This window comes from Pirellulales bacterium, assembly GCA_035546535.1.
GTDB lineage: Bacteria > Planctomycetota > Planctomycetia > Pirellulales > JACPPG01 > JACPPG01.
In genome coordinates, this window is the sequence record DASZWQ010000204.1 from 117,370 (window position 1) to 137,354 (window position 19,985).

Consider the following 19,985-nt stretch of genomic DNA (forward strand, 5'->3'; position numbering starts at 1 on the left):
ACGCCAAAGATTGAAGCTAGTTCGGCGTGGGCGGGCGGGCAAGACAGGGGGACGCAATTGCGGTCGGCCGATCGCCGCCATCTGCGCGCACACCCCTGGCCCTTCATGCTCGGGACGACTGAGAGAATCCGCCTCGAACCGACGGCTTAGCGGCGCTTGAAGAACTTGTTCAAGACGTCGCTGGCCGCCTGGCCGCTGTCACCCGTCGTTTTGGCCGGAATGGGGGGAAGCTTACCCGGCGGGGCTTTGCCGGTCTTCGCATGCGGCGCGGGGACGGGCGGCTGAGGGACGGTCTGGGGCGGAACAAACGGCCCGACCTGCGTCTCGCTCGACTTCAGATCGATTTCCTCGGTCTCGTTGAGCGTGAACCGGCGCGTGTCGTTTTTGGCCTCTTCCTCGGTGGGCTTGATCCAGTCTTCGACGTTGTCGATCGATGGCTGGCCGCCGCTGCTCTCGGCCGTGCGGGCGGCGGCTTCCTTGATGCTTTCGACCTTGGGGCGCTTCTTCGAGGCCACGCCCACATGGACGCAGAATTCGAACTCCAGCGGACCGACCACGAGCTTGTCGCCGCTTTTGAGCTCGCATTCGCCGCGGACGCGCGCACCGTTAACCAGGGTGCCGTTCTTGCTGCCGAAATCGCGCACCGTGGTCAGGCCATCTTCGATGAGAATGGCGCAGTGGTGGCGACTGATCAAATCGCTGCGAGGGCGAAGTTGGCAGTCTTCCGCACGTCCGATGAGAAACTTCGGGCCGGCCACCGGCAATTCCTTGCCGGCGTTGGGGCCCACCAACACCTTCAGTCTAACTTCCATTTCCCGACGAAACTCCGCAGAGGTTGCGCGCAAGCACTAACGAATGAGAGCACGAACCAGAAGGACCTCTGCACAATCACGCCGGAAGAGCGTGCGTCCGAGAGAAAGGCCAGGCGGGACTACTTCGCAATATGGATATGGATGATTGGAAGCAGGCCGACTTGCCAGACCCCACAGAAAAATCACGCCCTCCGTAATACCGTCGTAAATACTTTGCCTGATACTTCGAAAATTTCAAGGGTACGAAGCGCACCTTTGTCCGCAAGCACGATTGCCCCCCGCTGTTGGCACGCTAGATACTATCAGGCGCGCGGCCAAAGGTCAAAAAACGGCCAAAAAATTCATCAGCGGGGCTATTTCGGCGAATCTGCCACCAAATTGGGCCTCTCTAATGAAGGTCCCGGCCGGGTGCCATCACCGCCGCACAAACAATCAAATTAGCGACGGCGGGTCCAGTCCAACTGGCCGTAAATTTCTTCGACCAGCCGCGCCGCCCGTCCTGTTTCCTCGACGCTGAGCCCCTCGGCCCGCCAGCAGACTTCGCACCTCCTACCGAGCCTATCGCGCCACGCGCCTTGGAGGTCGTGCGCCGGCACCACCGTTCCCCCCAAATCGCTTATGCCGAAAAGCTCCGGCGCTGCACGCGATTTCGACAGGAGGACACTACCATGCTGCAAAATGGCGCCCCGTCGGCGGCGCTGCGCACTGCCGGCGATCTTCGATTCACCCAGCAGCACGTCGCCCGCGGCGCGGCGTTGGAAGCACAGGAACGGCTCTTCGTGGGCTGACAACTTGTCGCCGCGCGGACAAATCGTCGCTGCGATGTGCCATTCGCCGAGAACCTCGACGAGCGTCTCGTGCAGCAGCTGGTACAGTTCCTGCGCCAGCGCGGCACGCGGATGCTCGGCGGGTAAGACCAGGCTATAGGTGATCTCGATATCATGGACGATCGCTCCGCCGCCGGTCGCGCGGCGCACTAGAGGGCAATCCCTGCTGGGGGCGTGCTCGTCGCGCTGGGCCGCCGCCTGAAAGTAACCGAGCGACAGAGTTGGCGCTTCCCAGCGATAGAAACGGAGAGTACACGGTCCTCCGGCGGCGACCGAATCCATCAGCGCCGCATCGACCGCCATGTTCCAGTCGCCCGCGGCCGCAGGACTCTCGATCAGTCGCCACGCGTTCATCCGGACACCACTCGCAGAATGCCACGTGAGGAACCGTCATAGTCGGCCCGTTCCCGTACTTCGGTGTCGCTTATCTGCCCTGCGAACTAAGAAGCACTAGCCGGACGTGGTTGATAAGCGTTCGGCCTTCTGTCCGCGGTTGCTCAGTAAGCTCGTCACCGGACCACGATGGCGTCATCAGGTGTGTATGCCCGCCATGAATCGCAAGCTTCGTGAGTTCGGCCTGCAGGCGCTCGATGCCTTCCTTGTCGGCTACTATGGCCAGTTCCTCATCGGTTGGATCATATTCCATTGTTAGAATCATATAGCCCTCGACCGAAGTTTCTGTTCGCTCTAAGACGCGCCCTTTTTGCCGGGCGGCAACTCGTGCGCCGCGTCCGGGGCCACCATGATCGGCTGCCGGGCGGCGCGCACTTCATCGGGGCGGCTGATCGGCGTGGTGTGCGGAGCTTCGTGCAGGAGATCCGCCGGCTCTTCGGTGATGCGGAACAAGGTCTCGGCGAACGCGTCCAGCGTCTCTTTGCTTTCCGTCTCCGTCGGCTCGACCATCAAAGCTTCGCGCACGATCGGCGGGAAATAGACCGTCGGCGCGTGAAAACCGTAATCCAAGAGCCGCTTGGCGATATCCATCGCCGAGATGTCCTTGTCGGCCTTGAGCTTCGCGGCCGAGGCCACGAACTCGTGCATGCAGCGATTGCCCTGCGGCACCGGGAAAATGTGCTTCACCCGAGCCAACAGGTAATTCGCGTTCAATACGGCGTTCTCGCTGACGCGCCGCAGCCCGTCGGGACCGTGCGAGCGGATGTAGCAATAAGCCCGCACCAGGATGCCCACATTGCCGAAAAAGCTACGCACGCGGCCGATCGACTTTGGCCGGTCGCAGTCCAACCGGTAACCGGCCCCGTCGCGCGCGACCAAAGGAACCGGCAGATACGGCGCCAGCGTGCTGGTAACCGCGATGGGACCCGCGCCAGGACCGCCGCTGCCGTGCGGACCGCTGAAGGTCTTGTGACAATTGAAGTGCATCATGTCGGCGCCAAAATCGCCGGGTCGGGTAATGCCCAAGATGGCGTTCATATTCGCGCCGTCGAGGTACAAAAGGCCGCCGGCGCCATGTACCATGTCGGCGATGCGCTTGATGTTCGGCTCGAACATGCCGAGCGTATTGGGATTCGTGATCATGAACACGGCCGTCTCTCGGTCGAGCTTGCGCTCGAGGTCTTCCAGGTCGACAAATCCCTGCGGCGTGCTTTTGACCGTGACGGCCTCGAAGCCGGCTACCGCGGCACTGGCCGGGTTGGTGCCATGGGCGCTGTCGGGCGCCAGGACCTTGGTTCGCTCTTCGCCCCGATCGCGGAAATAGGCGGCCGCCATCAACAACGACGTCAATTCCCCCTGTGCTCCTGCGGCGGGCTGCAACGAAACGGCCGGCAGACCACCGATTTCGCCCAGCATCTGCTGCAATTCGTAAAGCAGCGCCAACATCCCCTGCAGCGTCTCTTCAGGCTGATAGGGGTGCAGGTCGAGCATGCCAGGCAGCGAGGCCAGGCGCTCGTTCCTCTTCGGGTTGTGCTTCATCGTGCACGAACCAAGCGGATAGAAATGCGTGTCGACCGACATGTTCATGGTCGACAGGTTCGTGAAATGCCGCACCACGTCGGGCTCTGCCAATTCGGCCAACGGTGGCGGACCTTGGGCCAATGCCGACGGCGGCACGATCCTGGCCAGGGGCACGTCCGGAACGTCGCTGGCCGGAAAACGCGTGGCGCGCCGGCCCGGCTTGGCCAAATCAAACAAGGGCACGGTCGCACGAGTATTACGCATGGGCGGGTGCCGCCTTTCGATTGCTGCTCTTTATGGATGCGACCAGCGCGTCGATTTCGTGCCGCGTACGCTTTTCGGTGACGGCCACGAGGAAACAGTCAGCCAGCTCTGGATACCACGGCGCGAGCGGTACGCCGGCAAAGATGTCGTTCGCCGCTAATTCCGATAGGAGCGACTCCACTTGCCCGTCACGATCGCGAACCGCGAATTCCTTGAACGTCGGCCCACCAAAAGGCAGCTCCAGCCGCTCCACCGTCGCCAGTCGCTCGCGGGCGTAATGCGCCTTGCGTAGCGAGAGCTCAGCCGCTTCCCGCAGACCTTCGGGCCCAACCAGGGCCAGGTAAACCGTGGCCCGTAGCGCCAACAGGCCTTGATTGGTGCAGATGTTGCTCGTGGCCTTTTCGCGTCGAATGTGCTGTTCACGCGTTTGTAGCGTCAAAACCCAGCAGCGCCGGCCCCGGCGATCGACCGTCTGCCCGGCAATGCGTCCCGGCATGCGCCGCACCAGCCGTTCGCGACAAGCCATGATGCCCAGGTAGGGTCCGCCGAACTGCATGGGAATGCCCAGCGATTGCCCCTCGGCCACAACGATGTCGGCATCATAGTCACCCGGCCGCTTTAACAGGCCCAAGCTGATCGGATCGGCCACGACGATAAACATGGCCCCCTTGTCGTGGGCGATCTGCGCCAGCTTTTCGACTTCTTCCAAACAGCCGAAGAAATTCGGGTGCTGCACCAGCACGCAGGCCGTGTCGTCGCGCACGGCGTCGAACAAATCCTGCGGCGCGATCGCGCCCGTGGTCGTGCCGACGACGGTTTGCTCGACGCCCAGGTTTTGCAGGTACGCCGAAAGCGTTTGCCGATATTCGGGGTGTACGCTGGCGGCGGTGACAACGTGCCCCTGCCGGCCGGTGGCACTCATGCTCATCAGCACAGCTTCGGTCGCGGCCGTGGCGCCGTCGTACAGACTGGCGTTGGCCACTTCCATTCCGGTCAGGCGGCTGATCAGCGTCTGGTACTCGAAAAACGCCTGCAAGTTGCCCTGGCTCGCCTCGGCCTGGTAGGGAGTGTACGAGGTATAGAATTCGGCCCGGCCGGCAATGGCGTCGACGACCGCGGGGACGAAATGGTCGTAGCAGCCGGCGCCAAGAAAGCAGACCTTCTCGCCCGCCGCCACGTTCGCCCGGGCAAGCGCTCCCATGTGCGCGGTCAGCTCGATCTCGGTAAGCGCCGGCGGAATGGCCAGGTCCCGACGCAGCCGCAAATCGGCCGGCACCATGGCAAACAGCTCGTCCATCGAGCTGACGCCGATTGCGGCCAACATGGCCTGATGATCGTCGGGTGTGTTGAGCAAGAAAGGCATGATTCGTGTTGGTGTTGGCTATCGTTTGTTGCCGTTCGTCCGTGGTCGGGTGGTGATTTCGTTCGGCACTGGTGGGCAAGCCACCAGTGGCACCCGCCACGCGAATGTCGAAATTCAAATGCCTAGGAGAATTGCCATAGCGCCCGCGGCAATTTCACCGCGCCGCGGGCCCTTCGACATTTGTCTTTCGACATTCGTCCTTTCCCAATCAGTGCCCCTCTTCGGCGCATTGCTTCTGATAAGCGTTGTAGTCCATCAACTCGCCGAGCGACGTTTCGTCGGTGATTTTGATCTTCGCGATCCAACCCTGGCCGTACGGGTCGCTCGGCAGCGAATCGAGCTCGCCCGGCAGCGAATCGTGCACGGCCACCACCGTGCCATCGACGGGGCTGTACAGGTCGCTTACGGCTTTCACCGACTCGATCTCGCCGAACGACTCGCCCGTCTTAAGCGTACGTCCCACTTTCGGCAGTTCGATGTGTACGAGATCCGTGAGAGCCTCCAGGGCAAAGGCCGAAATGCCGACCGTCGCCACTTTTCCGCCGGACGCATCCGGCTCGATGTGGACCCATTCGTGCGATTTGGAAAACAGCAGGTTCTCGGGCTTCACGTCGGGCTTCCTTTCGTGGTTCGACGATAGAAGGGGAGCGGCACGACGCGCGCCGGCTCGGCGCGGCCGCGGATATCGATGGCAAGTTCCGTGTTGGGGTGCGCGTACTGCGGCTGCACGTAGCCCATCGCGATCGGGACTTCGAGCGTGGGTGAGAACGTGCCGCTGGTGACTTGCCCCACGACCTGGCCGGCGGCGAGGATCGAATATCCTTCGCGCGGCACGCGCTTGCCGGTCATCGTCAGGCCCACGCGATGCAAGCGGCCCGTCTGCTGCTGCAAACGCGCAAGTGCCTCGCTCCCTGAAAACGCCCGGCGGTCGAGGTTCACGGCGAAATCCAGCCCGGCCTGAAACGGGTCGATCGATTCGCTCAGCTCGTGGCCATAGAGGGGCATGCCCGCCTCGAGCCGCAATGTGTCGCGCGCGCCCAGACCCGCGGGCGTGGTGCCGCGATCGACGAGCGATTGCCAGACGCCTTCGACGGCGCGGGCGCCGAGAATCAATTCGTAGCCGTCTTCGCCTGTGTAGCCGGTACGGCTGACGATGCCGCCGTGGCCGGCGATGCGAGTTTCCGCGGCTTGATAGTATTTCAGCGTATTGACCGGCAACTCCACCAGCGGCTGCACGAGCGCGCTGGCGCGCGGCCCTTGCACGGCGATCATCGCCCAATCGAACGTGACGTCGGTAAACAGCACATCCGAAGCGAGCGGCAAGTGCGTCTCGACAAACTGCACGATTTTCGCGCGGTTGCTGGCGTTGACGACCATCAGCCAGTACGAGCCGCCACCGGCGTCGGCCAGGTGGTAGACCAGCACGTCGTCAAGAATGCCGCCCTCTTCGTTCGTAACGAGCGAGTAGCGCACCTGAGCTGGCTTCTGGTCGGTAACCCGACGAGTGACCAGGGAATCGAGAAAACCGGTCGCACCCGGTCCGTCGAAGCGCAGCCGGCCCATGTGCGAGATATCGAACAAGGTGGCCGTCGTGCGTGTGGCGGTGTGCTCGGCCACGATCGACGTGTATTGCACCGGCATCGACCAGCCGGCGAAGTCAACCATCCGCCCTCCGTGCGAGGCGTGCCAATGGAAGAGCGGTGTTTGTGCTAGCGCAGTAGCCATCGAGCTCGCTTCGGTGCGGGCGGTGAAACAATGCAACCTCCGCCGGTGCGACCTAAGCCCGATGGGCGTACGGAAGGCTGCCGAGATGCCAAAGTGCTGTCGCCCGCGGAGCAGAACGCCCGGCGGCACAGCTCTGGCGGTATTGTAGCGGTGCGGGGAATCCTTTCCAGGGTGCGCGGTCGAGAGCACGTGTTTTGCGGGCGATTGTTTACCGTCGCTTCTTCCGCTTCTTATCCTTCGCCTTGCCGCCGCCGGATTTCTTGCCTGCGTATCCGCCGCGGCCTGGTTTGCCGGCGCGGGCTGAGAGGCGCACACTGTCGCGCTTCGGCCGGGCGATCACCGGTCCGCGGTCGTCGCGCGTGACCACGCGCAGATCCAACTCGCGGCGATCGACGTCGACCCGTGCCACCGCCACGCGGATCACATCGCCGAGACGAAAGCTATTGCCCGAGCGCCGGCCTGACAGGCTGTGGGTGCGCCGGTCGAAGCTGTAAAAATCGTCGGCCAGGCTCGAGACGTGGATCATCCCCTCGGCCGGCAGTGCGATCCCTTGGGCGAACAGCCCGTACTCTTCGACGCCGGTGACCACGGCATCCATTTCTTCGCCGATCCGCTGACCGAGATAGTCGAGCAGCTTGACCTTGGTCAGCTCGCGCTCGGCCGCCTCGGCACGTCGCTCGCGGTCCGAGCAATGCTGGCCCAGCACGACCAGCTCGGTCAGGTCGTTGCGCGGCTTCTTGTTCTTGAGAATGCCGTCGATCAATCGATGGATCGTCAGGTCGGGATAACGACGAATGGGCGAGGTGAAATGGCAATAGCAATCGCTGGCCAGGGCGTAATGCCCTTCGACCTCGGGACTGTAAACTGCCTGGGCCAGGCTGCGCAGGATGGCGTAATTCACCGCCTGCCGCTCCGGCTTGTCGGCCACTTCGTTGAGCAGTCGCTGAATTTCGAAGCGGCTCTCCAGGCTGTCGGTCTGGTATCCCAACTCTTTTACGAAATCGGTCAGCGCCTTCAGCCGGCGCGGGTCGGGGGCGTGATGCACGCGGCGGAGGAAGTGCAGATCGGCCTCGGCCAGCGAGTCGGCCACGGCCTCGTTGGCCGCCAGCATGAATTCTTCGATGATCTGATGACTTTCGCTGTTCTGCTCGCGATGGGCACCCACGACGCGGCCATTCTTGTCGAGGTCGACCTTGACCGAGTCGAGCGATAGTTCGAGCGAGCCGCGTTTGAAGCGGCGTGCCCGCAGCATCATCGCCAGCTCGTGCATACGCGCGACCAGCTCGAAGACCTCGGGCGGCAGTTGCTCCTTCCACTTCTTCGGATTGGCCAGATAGTCGTCGATCTCTTCGTACGTAAAGCGGTGGCGACTGCGGATCGCTCCGGCGTGCAGATCGACCGCCACGCGAGCCCCGTCGCCGGTAAACTCGATCATCGCCGTCTTGGTGTAGCGCACACGCCCCGGCTGCAAACTGGCCAGACCATTCGAGATCACCTCGGGCAGCATCGGCAACACGCGGTCGGGCAAGTAGACGCTCGTAGCGCGCTTGTGCGCCTCGCGATCGAGAGCCGTGCCGGGCTTCACAAAGTGCGACACATCGGCAATGTGAACGCCCAACATCCAGTGCCCGTTGGAGAGTCGCAACAGCGAAATGGCATCGTCGAAGTCGCGGGCATCGACGGGATCGATCGTCACCACGACCTCGTGCGTGAAATCAGTGCGGCCGGGACCGATCGATTCGTCGAACTTGTCGGCCTCTTCCCGGGCGGCGTCCAGAACGTCTTCGCCGAAATGCTCGGGCAGATTGAATTCGCGGATGATCGACATGGTGTCGACGCCCGGATCGCCGCGTGCGCCCAGCACTTCGGTGATCACGCCTTCGCCATCGTGCAGATGGCTGGGAAAGCGGACCATCTCGAAGACGACTTTCTCGCCGACTTGCGCGTTCTTCGCGCCAGGGTCGCCGACCGTGACGGGCTTGGCGAAGACGGTGCCATCGACCTGCACCATGCCCAGCCCACCGGCTTCGAAGTACGTGCCGACGAAGGAATGGGTGTCGCGCTCCAGAACTTCGACGATCGCGCCGCGCGGATTGCGAAAGCGTCCGCCGCGATCTTTGGTCATTCGCACCAGCACCGTGTCGCCGCTGGCCGCGTCGCCGGAATCGTCGGCGGCGATGTAAATATCCTGCTCGCGCGTGTGCTCGGCGCCGACGCCGCTGGGGCGTACGAAGCCGAAACCGGCCGCGGCCCGGCGGAAGACGCCCGTGATCCGGTTTTGCGCCGGCACGCCGGCGCCGGCCTGCACCAGGTGGTTGGGGCCATAGGTCAACAGCCCGCGCTTGACCAGCTTCTTGATCGTTCGCTTTAGTTCGTGGACGTCATCCTGCGCGACGTGCAGCCGCTTCACGAGCAGCTTGGGCTTCACCGGCCGATAGTCCGATCGGTTGACGAGTTCCAGGAGTGCCTGTTCCAAATCGCCAGGCTCATCATGTGCCATGTTCTGTGTCTTGCTTTCTTAAAAAGTGTGTGCGAACACCATTCCCGCTTTCGGGGAACGGAAACAAGTAAGGGGAGCGCTCGTGGCGCTGCGGACCCTTGCTCGATGGCCACGCTCGTACAAAGCGCGGGCATAAGAGTGTTTTGAGTGAAGCCGGGCCGGCGAAGGAATCCCTGCGGTCCCGGACTGCTCTATCATACATCGCGATTGGCGCGGCGGGTCGCAAATTCGCACCACATCGCAGGCCAGACGCCTGGATTTCCCGGGTCGGCTTTGGAAAAATCGGCCCGAACACAACCCCGCGGGCGCGCACCACCCACCGCTCCGCCGATCGCTCGGGGTGGCCGAAACGTGCTACTCGGCGTTGGCTACTGGCAGCGGGTTGGATGAGAAATTTTGCCCTTTGAACAGCTTCCTGCCCAGGTTCTGATTGTACGCGGTCCACGAACTTTCCACGTTCGGATCGTCGCGCATCAACTGGTGGAAGCTGTGCATCTTGGCATCCAGGTTGTCGAGATGGTGCAAGGCGACGGCCTCCAAGGTCATGGGCAACTTCGGGCTGCCATATTCGTATTGGCCGTGATGGCTGACGATGATGTGCTTTAGCCGCAAAACCGTCTCTTCGGACAACGATTCGCCCGACAAACGCTCGGCTTCGGCGACCTTGGCTTCGAGCATGCTGACCGCCATGACAACATGGCCGATCAATTGCCCTTCATCAGAATAGCTGAACCCGCGATCGTAGTTCAGTTCGTTGATCTTGCCCATGTCGTGCAAAAAAGCGCCCATGAGTAACAGGTCGCCGTCGATCGCCGGATAGAACTCGATGATGCGCATCACGACTTCCATCAGGTTGACGACGTGCTCCAAGAGGCCGCCGATGTAGGCGTGGTGGTTCTTCACGCCGGCGGGCGATTTCATGAAGCGCTTCATGAAATCGTCGTCCATCAGAAAGCATTCGGCCAAGGTCACCAGTTGCGGGTTCGACATCGAGCGCAACAGCTCGCCCAGCCGCACGGCCAGGCGATCGATCTCGGCCGGCGTCAGCGGCATGAAATCGGCCGGGTCGACCTCCTCGAAACGGGCCTTGCACACATTGGCCGCGATCAACTGCAATGCGCCCTGATAGAGCTGCGTCGACCCTTCGACGCGCACGAAATCGCCATCGTCGAAATTGCGATAGTCCGACTCCGAGGCGTTCCACATGCGGGCGCTGATCGAACCGGTGCGGTCCGACAACTCGACCTGCAAATAAAGATTGCCGTTGCGATTTGGTCGCAACTGCTTTTGCGAGGCAAGAAAAATCTGGTCGACCGCTTCTTGGTGCCCCAATTGATTCACATAACGCCTGGGCATGCACGCACTTTCTAAGAGCACCGGAAGAAACGGTAGCCGAGGTTGGCTGCCCGCCGCACCTGTGAGGCCTGGGCCCCCGTCAGGGCCGCCGGCGCCTGAAATCGCTTCGTCCGAAGGGCTCAAATGAGAATTGACGACCGCTATCGTGCCCGACATCAGTGCCGGCATCGTCGGCCGAGCCTGGATTCTAGGTACCGTGGCAGAGGGCTTCAAGGGTCGCGATTTACGGGCCGCAAAACGGTGATAGCAACCGGCCATCCCGTCTGGCGACAAACATTGCTTTTGCCGTAGAATCCGCCGCCCGCCCGTGGTCGCAAAGCGTCCAGCGGCAATTTTCTGGGAAGAAAGGATTCGACCCATGAGCAAGGCCACTATCACCGCTACTACGGCGGGAAACAAACGTCGCCCTTGGCCGCTCTACCTGGCGTTGGCCGTGGCTTTGATCGCCTGGTGCGCGCTCGACGTGCAGCGGCGCGGTCGCGTCGATCCCGACAAGCCCAGCGTCCATAAAACCGACTTCACGGCTTACACGATTGCCGGCGCCGCTTTCTTCGACGGACGCGATCCTTACGAAGTGACGAACATCCGTGGTTGGGGATACTGTTACCCACCACTGTTTGCCATGCTGGTTTCGCCGCTCGATGCCCTCGACCCGCGCTGGCAAGTTTCGATCTGGTTCTTTATCAGTGTCGCCGTCGTGGCGGGCCTTTATCACGAAGGCGCGCGCCTTTTCAAGACATTCGCAGCGCTGGCCGGATATCAACCGGGCGACATTGACTTCCCACGGTGGATCGCCTGGGCGGCACTGGCTTTGACCGCGCTACCCGTGATGAATTGCCTGCAGCGCGGCCAGGTCGACGTTTTGAAACTCTATCTGTTGCTGCTCGGCATTCGCTTGAGCATCACGGGCGCGACTTGGCGCGCGTGGCTTGCCGGTGGCGTGGCGATGGCGGCGGCGATCGTGTTGAAGGTGACGCCGGCGCTGCCAGTCGCCTTCGTGTTATTTGTATTGGCTTCCAGGCTCCTCTTCGCACGATCCACAGTGGGCGACCGCCGCCGCGCCAGTACGACGTTCGTCGGCGTGGCAGCAGGTGGCGTGACATTCGCTTTGCTTGTGCCGGCGATGCTTGTCGGCTGGCAGGCCAACCTCGGCTATCTCGATCGCTTCTATCACGACAAACTGACCAAGGCCAACGACCACTTCGAATCGGACAAGACGGGCAACACCCGGTCGTATCGCAATCAGAGCTTCTCGAATGCCGTCATCCGCTTGGGCGATTTTATTGGCTATGAATTCCTGGGCGGCGCCGACGATCGATTGATCGATCGCGAGTGGCGCGATGCCCCGCCGATGGTGATGGACGACCCTGGCGTGGGGCAGGTGTTGCTCGTGGCCCGCGCGGCGGCCGTGGCGCTGTTGCTCTTGGCCGGATTCCTGGCGGTGAAGCGCGGCGATCCGCTCGGCCAGGCAGCGGCGATCGGCCTGGCGTGCGCCGGATCTCTTGTGGTTTCGCCGATCAGCCGTGGGTATTACCACACCGAGTTGTTGCCCGGCGTCTTGCTTCTGCCGCTATGGCTGTTATCGCAAAACATGCGACGCGCCGCATATTGGATGGCATGCGTGCCCGTCGCGCTGGTCATGGCTCATTATCTGGCCCTGCCGATCACCGGCCGCCTCGGCCTGTTGGGAATCGGCACGGCCACCTGGTTTGCCACGGGGTTGACGATGATCGCCGTCGGCGGCCGCCTGACGACAATGCACGACAAACACGTACCTGCGCCGAAGGTCCGACGGCAACTACACCGCGCCGAATCCGTGCAAGCCGGAGCTTAACCGATGAGTTGGACCTATCTGGTGTTGGCCATCGGCTGCGAAGTGGCCGGCACCACCTGCATGAAGCTGTCCAACGGGCTTACCAGGCCGCTCATCTCGCTCTTGATGTTTGGCCTGTACGGGCTGAGCTTGACCCTGCTTACGCTTGCCCTGCGCGGCATCCCCGTCGGCGTTGCCTATGCCGTATGGTCGGGCTTGGGAACCGCGCTCATCGCCGTGATTGCGCTCGTGGCGTTCGGCGAGTCGCTCACCCTGACCAAGGCGGTTTGCCTCGGGTTGATCATTTTGGGCGTGGTCGGCCTGAACATGTCGGGGGGCGGTCACTAGACCGCTCATCGCACATTAGCCCGAAGCGCCAGCGAGGGATGTGCGACGCTGCGAAGAAACCCTCGCTTGCGCTTCGGGCTAATTGTCGATAAAGATTTTGCCCCGGAACGGCCGTGCATTCCGCACGTCGCTTGGCAGTGTACGATAGCCTTACGGCCACGCTCCCTGGTTTCTTTTCGGCATACGAGCATTTTCACGGCGAACAACATGGGGGAACCTTCGCCACCGGAACCGGCTTTGCGGTTGCTGGCCGCCTTCAGCCGCCATCAAGCAGCGCTGGATTGGGCACGAACGCGCGCCGAGCAGTCTTGGGGCCCCGTCGCGCTGGCCAGCCCGGCTTTTGCCTTCTCTCAGACCGACTACTACGAAGCAACGATGGGACCGGAGCTCCGCAAGATCTTCTTCGTATTTGCCGATCTCTGCGATCCGGCCAGCATCGTGGATGCAAAATTGGAGAGCGGCGCCTGGGAGCACGAGTATGCAGCGCTGGGCCGGCATGAAGAACCGCGCCCGCTGAATCTCGATCCCGGCTACGTGACGAGCGCCAAGCTGGTCCTCGCTTCGACCAAGGATCATGCGCACCGCATCTATCTTTCGCGCGGCATCTACGCCGAGGTAACCTTGTATTACCGCGATCGCGCCTGGCAACATCATCCGTGGACCTTTCCGGATTATCGCCGGGCCGACTATCAAGAATTCTTCATCGCGGCGCGCGACTATTTGCGCCGCCGGATCAAGCAGGACCGCCGATGATTCCCTGGCTCGTACTGGGTGCGATCGTTCCCGCGGCCGTGGTGGCGGCCGTCGCCGCTGGCGTCGTGCGACGCAATGCGCCGGCCTGGGGACTCGTCGACGAGCCGGGCGAACGCAAGGTACACGTCCGCACCACGCCCTTGGGCGGCGGCATCGCCATCTGGCTGGGCGTCGTCGTACCGATGGCCGCGGGTCAACTGCTGCTCTGGCTTCTTACGCGCGAAAGCGGCACGCCGGGCCTGGAATGGGCGCAGCGAATCCCCATTCCGGAATTCGTGCGGCCGCACCTGCCGGGCCTCGTGCAACAAGCGCCACAGTTGTGGTTTTTGCTCGGCGCCGGAACCGTACTGATGCTGCTGGGCCTGGCCGATGATCTATGGGGCCTGTCGTGGAAGCCGCGGCTGGCCGTGCAATTCGGCGTGGCGGCGCTGGTGGTCTGGCGCGGCTGGAAAATGACGATCTTCGTCGATGTTCCCTGGCTGACCTCGATCGTGAGCGTGCTGTGGATCGTGGCGCTCGTGAATTCCTTCAACATGCTCGACAACATGGACGGGCTCAGCGCCGGCGTGGCGGCCATCGCGTCGGCCATCCTGGCAGCCGTGCTTCTGACCACTCACGATCCGCTGACCAGGGCGCCGCAACTATTCGTCGCGGGATTCTTGCTCGTGCTTGTCGGGTCGCTGTTGGGATTCCTGTGCCATAACCGGCCGCCGGCCAGGATCTTCATGGGGGACGCCGGCAGTTACTTCATCGGCTTCTACGTGGCCGTGGCCACGATCATGGCCACCTTCAGCGGTGGCGACTTGCCGCGGCATTCGGTGCTTGCACCCTTGTGCGTCATGGCCGTGCCGTTCTATGACATGGCCAGCGTGATCATGATTCGCCTGCGGCAAGGACGCAGCCCCTTCGAAGCCGACAAGAATCACTTCTCGCACCGACTTGTCGAACTCGGCATGACCAAGGTACAAGCCGTGCTCACCATCTACTTGACGACCGCCACCTGCGGGCTGGGGGCACTGCTGCTGCACCAGGTCGACACGATCGGCGCCGTGTTCGTCGCGCTGTTGGTCGGCTGCGTGCTGATGCTTGTGGCCGTGCTCGAAACCACGGTCCGCGTCGGCCAGAATCAACGGACAAAGCGCTAAGCGATGAGTCACAAGCGCCCGCCGCCGTCGTCGACCAAGGATCGCGAGGACGATTCCCTCCGACCGTGGCTCCTGGCCGGGGCGGTGGCGCTATTCGTGGCGCGGCCTCTTTTGCCCAGCGAAGGAACTCTCGCCGGCGGCGATGCGGTCGTGCTGATGCTCGGGCCGCTCTTGCTCTTGGTCGCCTGGGCTTTGCGGGCCGTGATGCGATGCGGCGGAACGGCGCGGTTGGGCATGGTGGATCTGGTCGTCTTGTTCCTGGTCGTATGGCACGGCGCGGCGGCCTGGCGAGCGCTACCAAACGGCGCTCCGCGAGCGGCGATTAATGCCGCCTGGCAATTGGTATCGCTGGCCGCGCTCTTCTTCATTGTCCGACAGTTGGTCGTGACCGCCCGCGAGGTGCGCGCGATAGCGGCGGTTATGATCGGCCTGGCCGTCGCCATGAGCGCCCTGGGCTATCACCAGTATTTCTACAGCATCCCGCGCGACCAGGCCCGCTATCGCGCCGATCCGGAGGGGGCCTTGAAAGAGGCCCGCGTCGCCGCGCCGCCCGGCTCGCGACAGCGCGTCTTGTTCGAGCAGCGCATCAACAGCAGCGAGCCGATGGCCACGTTCGCGCTGACGAATTCGCTCGCGGGCTTCCTCGTGCCGTGGCTCCTGGTGTCGCTTGGCATCTGCGCCATGGCCGGCGTGACGCGGGCGCGCGATCCGCTTCTGTGGATTCCCGCGGTGCTCTGCGCAATCGTGACTGCGGGTTGTCTCGTGTTGACGAAGAGTCGTGCCGGCTATGTGGCAAGCGCCGCCGGTGCCGCGGCGCTTGCGCTCTGGACGGTCGTACAAGGGGCCCAGCTATCGCGCAAGGCGATGCTCGCGGGCGGGATTGCGATCGGGCTATTGATCGCCGGTGCCATCGGTGTCGGCGCGATCGATCGGGAAGTCTTGAGCGAGGCCGGTAAGTCGCTCGGCTATCGACTGCAGTATTGGCAAGCCACCTGTGCCATGATCGCCGATCATCCCTGGTTCGGCTGCGGGCCGGGGCAGTTCCAAAGTTATTACACGCAGTACATGCTGCCCGAAGCCAGCGAGACGGTGGCCGATCCACACAACTTCCTGCTCGAGGTTTGTGCCACCGCCGGGCTGCCCTCCGGGTTAGCGCTGCTCGCGGTGATTGTACTGGTCGGTCGCCGTTTACTCTGGCCCGGCCCAGCGTCACTGGCCGAGGACAGCACAAAGGCGAATTACATCTACATCGGCGCCGCGAGTGGCTTCTTGCTGGCCTGGGCTCTCGGCCCGTTGGCGACCGTGCCCTTGGGCGTGCCCGCGCTTGCCGGTGGATTAGCGAGCGCTGCACTGGCCGTCGGCGGTCTCGCGCCGTGGGTGCGTCGTGGCACGTTGACAGCGGGAGTTCTGGCCGTTGCGGCAGCGGCGTTGCTGATCAACTTGCTGGCAGGCGGTGGAATTAATTTCGCTGGCGTGGCCGGTTCGCTGTGGTTGTTGGCCGCGCTATGTCTCGCGTCGACCGAGCGCGTGCGGCCACTACACATTGCCGGGTCGGCGGCGCTCTTTGCGGTCGCGGTCGGGCTTGCTATCGGCTTTTATCTCCAAACTTACGGGCCGGTGCTGGCGTGTAACGCCGAACTCGATTTGGCGGACGTCGACTCGTCCCACGCCGAGTCGCACTTGCAGGCAGCAGCGGCCGCCGATCCGCAAAGTGCCGAACCGCGCAAGCGCTTGGCAATGCTCGAGTGGGAGCATTGGCGCTCGTTTCCGTCGCCGGCGGCCTTTGAACGCTGGACCGCTGCGCTCGACGACGCCGTGCGACTCGATCCGCACGCGGCGCCGCTCGCGGAATTGAAGGGAGATATCTGCCTGGAGGCCTACCAAAGCACGCATCAGGCCGAGCCCTTGATGATGGCCGTGGCAGCGTACCGGCGCGCGGTGAATCTGTACCCCAACAGTGGCGCCCTCCACGCCAAGCTCGCCGTGGCCCTGGCCGAAGAGGGGGAGCAGGCGACCGCAGCCGACGAGGCCCGCGTGGCCTTGCAACTCGATGCATTGACGCCGCATGCCGATCAGAAACTCCCCGGCGAAATGCGGGAACGCCTGCAGACGCTGGCCGAGGCGCCGAATTGATGGAGCGCGATGGCGCGAGTAGAATCAGGTAATTCGGCGCTCTGCAAATTCACTTCATCCTGTCGCCAACTCTTGGGGCGCCCTTTTCCACGATGGTTCAACGATGAGAATCTGGTTGCTCGCCTGTGCCTCTTTGCTGGTCGGTGTTTTGGGCGGGGCTGTTTCGGCCTTGTGGGATTCCGATCTGTTCCTGCGCAGCGATGCGCCCATCGAACTCACCAATACGGACGATCCGGAATTACCGGGCCTGCCACCGATCAACGGCCCGCAACCCAAGGTCGTGGTTGATGCGGCGCATTATCATTTTGGCCGCATGGAGCGCAAGGCAACGGGGCGTCACACCTTCGTGTTGACGAACAAGGGCGACTATCCGCTCGTGCTGCGCAAGGGCAAAACCACCTGCAAATGCACGCTGAGCGATATGGTCGATACCGAGCTCGCGCCCGGCGCCTCGCAAGAGGTGACCTTGGAATGGAACGCCAAGACGCCGCAGACTCTGTTCCGCCAGGAAGCGACGATCTTTACGAACGATCCACGACGTCGCACGCTGACGTTGACGATCGAGGGTTTGATCGTCGACTCGTTGATCGTCAATCCCATGGAAATCGTCTTTACGAACCTGACGGCGGATGAAGAGTCGACGGCCAAGACAAAAGTATTCACAAGCCTCAGCGACGATCTGCAAATCACCGGCTTCACTTGCGAGAATCAAGAGACCGCCGATCATTTCGACGTTCATTCCGAGCCGCTTCCAAAGGAAGGACTGCCGCCCGAGATGACCGCGGGAGTTGAAGTCCGCGTGACGATCAAACCGGGTCTTGCCCCGGGGCCGATCGAGCAGAAAATCGCACTGAAAACAAATCTGGCGGATGTCCCTGACCCGGAAGTCAAAATCGGCGGACGAATCGGCAGCCCGATCATGATCGTGGGGCGCGAGTGGGACCAGGAAAAGGGAACCATTCGCCTGGGCACGGTCGACGGCGCGAAGGGGACCCGCCGCCAGCTAAAGCTGATGGTCCGGGGCGCCCACCGCCAGCAGATCGAGATGCAGGCACCGCAGGTAAAACCGGACCTGTTGGTGGTTACGCTGGGCGAAAAGGAGGAATTGGGGAACGTGGTGGCCGTGCCTCTGACGATCGAGATTCCACCGGGCTCGCCGGCAGCTAACTATCTCGGTTACACTCCCGAGAGCACGGGCGAGATCGTCATCCCGACGAACCACCCGGAGCTAGGGGAAGTGCGCCTGAAGGTGATCTTCGCGGTTTCCGACAAATAGCTCGGCTGTCGCCCCGGCGGGAGGTGATACCGGCAGGCGCAGGCAGTCTACCGATGCGCATTGGGCCGGGGTCGCGCCGAATTTCACCACGATGAACAGCATGATCAAACTGACACGTTTGGCGCCGCTCGTCTTTGCGATCTCCTCCGTGGTCTTAGCCGGTTGCCCAACGGGCGATTCGGCAATCGATCCCAAGGCGCCAAGCGCGGCCACGGAAGACAAAGATCGAAACGCTACCGCTGACGCGCCCCATTCGCCGGGCTCGGCGAAACAAGAAGCCGCGTCGCAGCCTGACGCGAAGACGGGACACGAAAAGCCCAAGCCCGTCGATCCCGTCACGGCTAACGGCAAGATCTTCGAGGGTTGGCCCGTGCCCAAACTGGCCGTCGTGCTCACGGGCGAGCAGGATGGCTACATCGAACCGTGCGGCTGTCAGGGGCGCGAGAACCAGCTTGGCGGCATCGCGCGGCGGTTTTCGTTCCTGCACGACCTGCAGAAAAAAGAGTGGCCCACCTTGGCCGTCGACTTGGGCGGCCTGGTCAATCGCTTCGGACGCCAGGCCGAGATCAAGTATCAGATCACGGCCGACGCCATGAACGCGATGGGGTACAAGGCCGTCGGCTTCGGCCCCAAGGACTTGCGCCTGCCGGCCGAGGCCCTGGTGGCGGTCACCAGCGGCGAAGCCAATCCGTTCGTCTCGGCCAACGTCAACCTCTTCGATCTGACGCAGCCGCTACGCGTCCTGGAAGTCGGCGGCAAGAAGATCGGCATTACGTCCGTCCTGGGTGACAAGTATCAGGCCGAGATCAATAACGACCAACTGACGCTCAGCTCGGCGCAAACGGCGCTTGAGAATGTCCTGCCGAAGCTCAAGGCCCAGAATTGCGACCTGTTGATTTTGCTGGCTCACGCCGCGCCCGCCGAGAGCGAAGAGCTGGCCAAGCGCTTTCCTGATTTCGACGTCGTGGCCACCGCTGGCGGCGCCGAAGAGCCGCCGCACCTGATCAAAAAGCTCGACGGGCAAAAGACCGTATTCGTCGAAGTAGGGCACAAGGGAAAGTACGCCATCGTGCTCGGCCTGTACGACAATGCCAAGGAACCGTGGCGCTATCAGCGCGTGCCGCTCGATGCACGTTTTCCCGACGCGCCCGAAATGCAGAAGCTGATGGTCGCCTACCAGGACCAGCTCGAGCAAGACGGTTTCGCCGGCCTGGGCCTGCGACCCAAGACGCATCCTCGCGCGACGCAACCAGGTGATCCCTCGGGCGAATTCGTGGGCGCCGCGAAATGTGGCGAGTGCCACAAGACGGCCTTCGGCATCTGGAGCAAAACGAAGCACGCTCATGCCACCGAGTCACTGGCCACTTCCGTGCCGCCGCGGCTGCACGACCCGGAGTGCATTAGCTGCCACGCCACCGGCTGGAGCCCGCAGGAGTACTTGCCGTTTGCCACGGGCTTTGCAAGCCTCACCGAGACGCCGCAACTGGCCGGCAACGGCTGCGAGAATTGCCACGGGCCGGGTGGTGGTCACGTAGCGGCCGAGGCGGGCCGTGACCTGGTGCGCCGTGATCAAATGCGACAAGCCATGCGTCTGACCAAGGCCACGGTCAAGGAAAACCTGTGCATGAAGTGCCACGACGGCGACAACGACCCGCACTTCGTCGATGAATTCGAGCGATACTGGCCGAAGATCGAGCACAAAGGGATGAAATAATCGCTCCCGCGCCGCGCGCCTGTTTGCGGTCTGCTGTGCGAC

At 62.9% G+C, this 19,985-nt stretch carries 15 protein-coding genes; 7 read left to right on the top strand and 8 right to left on the bottom strand.

The annotated features are described in order from the left end of the window. Positions 1 to 146: 146 nt before the first annotated feature. The 8 genes from VHD36_24050 to VHD36_24085 form a co-directional block, all read right to left on the bottom strand. Positions 147 to 812 (bottom strand): FHA domain-containing protein, encoded by a 666-nt coding sequence (locus VHD36_24050; protein ID HVU90419.1) that lies wholly within the window; start codon positions 810 to 812, stop codon positions 147 to 149. A 437-nt stretch (positions 813 to 1,249) separates the two neighbouring features. Next, complete coding sequence (locus VHD36_24055; protein HVU90420.1) at positions 1,250 to 1,993, bottom strand: biotin/lipoate A/B protein ligase family protein; 744 nt, start codon at positions 1,991 to 1,993, stop codon at positions 1,250 to 1,252. 333 nt (positions 1,994 to 2,326) lie between these two features. Then, a complete protein-coding gene (gcvPB, locus tag VHD36_24060; GenBank protein ID HVU90421.1) occupies positions 2,327 to 3,817 on the bottom strand; it encodes an aminomethyl-transferring glycine dehydrogenase subunit GcvPB in 1,491 nt (496 codons plus the stop codon). Then, the gene (gcvPA, locus tag VHD36_24065) at positions 3,810 to 5,180 is read right to left on the bottom strand and encodes an aminomethyl-transferring glycine dehydrogenase subunit GcvPA (protein ID HVU90422.1); all 1,371 of its coding nucleotides are present in this window, start codon (positions 5,178 to 5,180) and stop codon (positions 3,810 to 3,812) included. The genes gcvPB and gcvPA overlap by 8 nt, the downstream gene beginning before the upstream one ends. A gap of 208 nt (positions 5,181 to 5,388) precedes the next feature. Beyond that, positions 5,389 to 5,790: a glycine cleavage system protein GcvH gene (gene gcvH / locus VHD36_24070; GenBank protein HVU90423.1), complete on the bottom strand. Its 402-nt coding sequence runs from the start codon at positions 5,788 to 5,790 to the stop codon at positions 5,389 to 5,391. Then, positions 5,787 to 6,905: a glycine cleavage system aminomethyltransferase GcvT gene (gene gcvT, locus VHD36_24075; protein HVU90424.1), complete on the bottom strand. Its 1,119-nt coding sequence runs from the start codon at positions 6,903 to 6,905 to the stop codon at positions 5,787 to 5,789. The genes gcvH and gcvT overlap by 4 nt, the downstream gene beginning before the upstream one ends. A gap of 208 nt (positions 6,906 to 7,113) precedes the next feature. Then, a complete protein-coding gene (rnr, locus tag VHD36_24080) occupies positions 7,114 to 9,405 on the bottom strand; it encodes a ribonuclease R (GenBank protein ID HVU90425.1) in 2,292 nt (763 codons plus the stop codon). Positions 9,406 to 9,759: 354 nt separating this feature from the next. Continuing rightward, complete coding sequence (locus tag VHD36_24085; protein ID HVU90426.1) at positions 9,760 to 10,761, bottom strand: HD domain-containing protein; 1,002 nt, start codon at positions 10,759 to 10,761, stop codon at positions 9,760 to 9,762. Positions 10,762 to 11,119: 358 nt separating this feature from the next. Between VHD36_24085 and VHD36_24090 the strand changes: the two genes are divergently transcribed. From VHD36_24090 to VHD36_24120, 7 genes are all read left to right on the top strand, one after another. Continuing rightward, positions 11,120 to 12,595, top strand: a complete 1,476-nt coding sequence (locus VHD36_24090) for a glycosyltransferase family 87 protein (GenBank protein ID HVU90427.1) — start codon at positions 11,120 to 11,122, stop codon at positions 12,593 to 12,595. A gap of 3 nt (positions 12,596 to 12,598) precedes the next feature. After that, complete coding sequence (locus tag VHD36_24095; protein HVU90428.1) at positions 12,599 to 12,922, top strand: multidrug efflux SMR transporter; 324 nt, start codon at positions 12,599 to 12,601, stop codon at positions 12,920 to 12,922. A gap of 207 nt (positions 12,923 to 13,129) precedes the next feature. Further along, the gene (locus VHD36_24100) at positions 13,130 to 13,675 is read left to right on the top strand and encodes a DUF4416 family protein (GenBank protein HVU90429.1); all 546 of its coding nucleotides are present in this window, start codon (positions 13,130 to 13,132) and stop codon (positions 13,673 to 13,675) included. Next, positions 13,672 to 14,820, top strand: coding sequence for an MraY family glycosyltransferase (locus VHD36_24105; GenBank protein HVU90430.1), 1,149 nt, complete (start codon positions 13,672 to 13,674; stop codon positions 14,818 to 14,820). The genes VHD36_24100 and VHD36_24105 overlap by 4 nt, the downstream gene beginning before the upstream one ends. 3 nt (positions 14,821 to 14,823) lie before the next feature. Further along, positions 14,824 to 16,953, top strand: coding sequence for an O-antigen ligase family protein (locus VHD36_24110; protein HVU90431.1), 2,130 nt, complete (start codon positions 14,824 to 14,826; stop codon positions 16,951 to 16,953). 103 nt (positions 16,954 to 17,056) lie between these two features. Beyond that, positions 17,057 to 18,229, top strand: coding sequence for a DUF1573 domain-containing protein (locus VHD36_24115; GenBank protein HVU90432.1), 1,173 nt, complete (start codon positions 17,057 to 17,059; stop codon positions 18,227 to 18,229). Positions 18,230 to 18,329: 100 nt separating this feature from the next. Then, positions 18,330 to 19,943 carry a multiheme c-type cytochrome gene (locus VHD36_24120; GenBank protein HVU90433.1) on the top strand — a complete coding sequence of 538 codons (1,614 nt, stop codon included), beginning with the start codon at positions 18,330 to 18,332 and terminating at the stop codon, positions 19,941 to 19,943. The last annotated feature ends 42 nt before the right edge of the window (positions 19,944 to 19,985 follow it).

Excerpts from the sequence above, each read along its gene's own strand:
- VHD36_24050 (HVU90419.1), bottom strand. The coding sequence starts at position 812 with ATGGAAGTTAGACTGAAGGTGTTGGTGGGCCCCAACGCCGGCAAGGAA.
- VHD36_24055 (HVU90420.1), bottom strand. The coding sequence starts at position 1,993 with ATGAACGCGTGGCGACTGATCGAGAGTCCTGCGGCCGCGGGCGACTGG.
- gcvPB (HVU90421.1), bottom strand. The coding sequence starts at position 3,817 with ATGCGTAATACTCGTGCGACCGTGCCCTTGTTTGATTTGGCCAAGCCG.
- gcvPA (HVU90422.1), bottom strand. The coding sequence starts at position 5,180 with ATGCCTTTCTTGCTCAACACACCCGACGATCATCAGGCCATGTTGGCC.
- gcvT (HVU90424.1), bottom strand. The coding sequence starts at position 6,905 with ATGGCTACTGCGCTAGCACAAACACCGCTCTTCCATTGGCACGCCTCG.
- rnr (HVU90425.1), bottom strand. The coding sequence starts at position 9,405 with ATGGCACATGATGAGCCTGGCGATTTGGAACAGGCACTCCTGGAACTC.
- VHD36_24085 (HVU90426.1), bottom strand. The coding sequence starts at position 10,761 with ATGCCCAGGCGTTATGTGAATCAATTGGGGCACCAAGAAGCGGTCGAC.
- VHD36_24090 (HVU90427.1), top strand. The coding sequence starts at position 11,120 with ATGAGCAAGGCCACTATCACCGCTACTACGGCGGGAAACAAACGTCGC.
- VHD36_24095 (HVU90428.1), top strand. The coding sequence starts at position 12,599 with ATGAGTTGGACCTATCTGGTGTTGGCCATCGGCTGCGAAGTGGCCGGC.
- VHD36_24100 (HVU90429.1), top strand. The coding sequence starts at position 13,130 with ATGGGGGAACCTTCGCCACCGGAACCGGCTTTGCGGTTGCTGGCCGCC.
- VHD36_24105 (HVU90430.1), top strand. The coding sequence starts at position 13,672 with ATGATTCCCTGGCTCGTACTGGGTGCGATCGTTCCCGCGGCCGTGGTG.
- VHD36_24110 (HVU90431.1), top strand. The coding sequence starts at position 14,824 with ATGAGTCACAAGCGCCCGCCGCCGTCGTCGACCAAGGATCGCGAGGAC.
- VHD36_24115 (HVU90432.1), top strand. The coding sequence starts at position 17,057 with ATGAGAATCTGGTTGCTCGCCTGTGCCTCTTTGCTGGTCGGTGTTTTG.
- VHD36_24120 (HVU90433.1), top strand. The coding sequence starts at position 18,330 with ATGATCAAACTGACACGTTTGGCGCCGCTCGTCTTTGCGATCTCCTCC.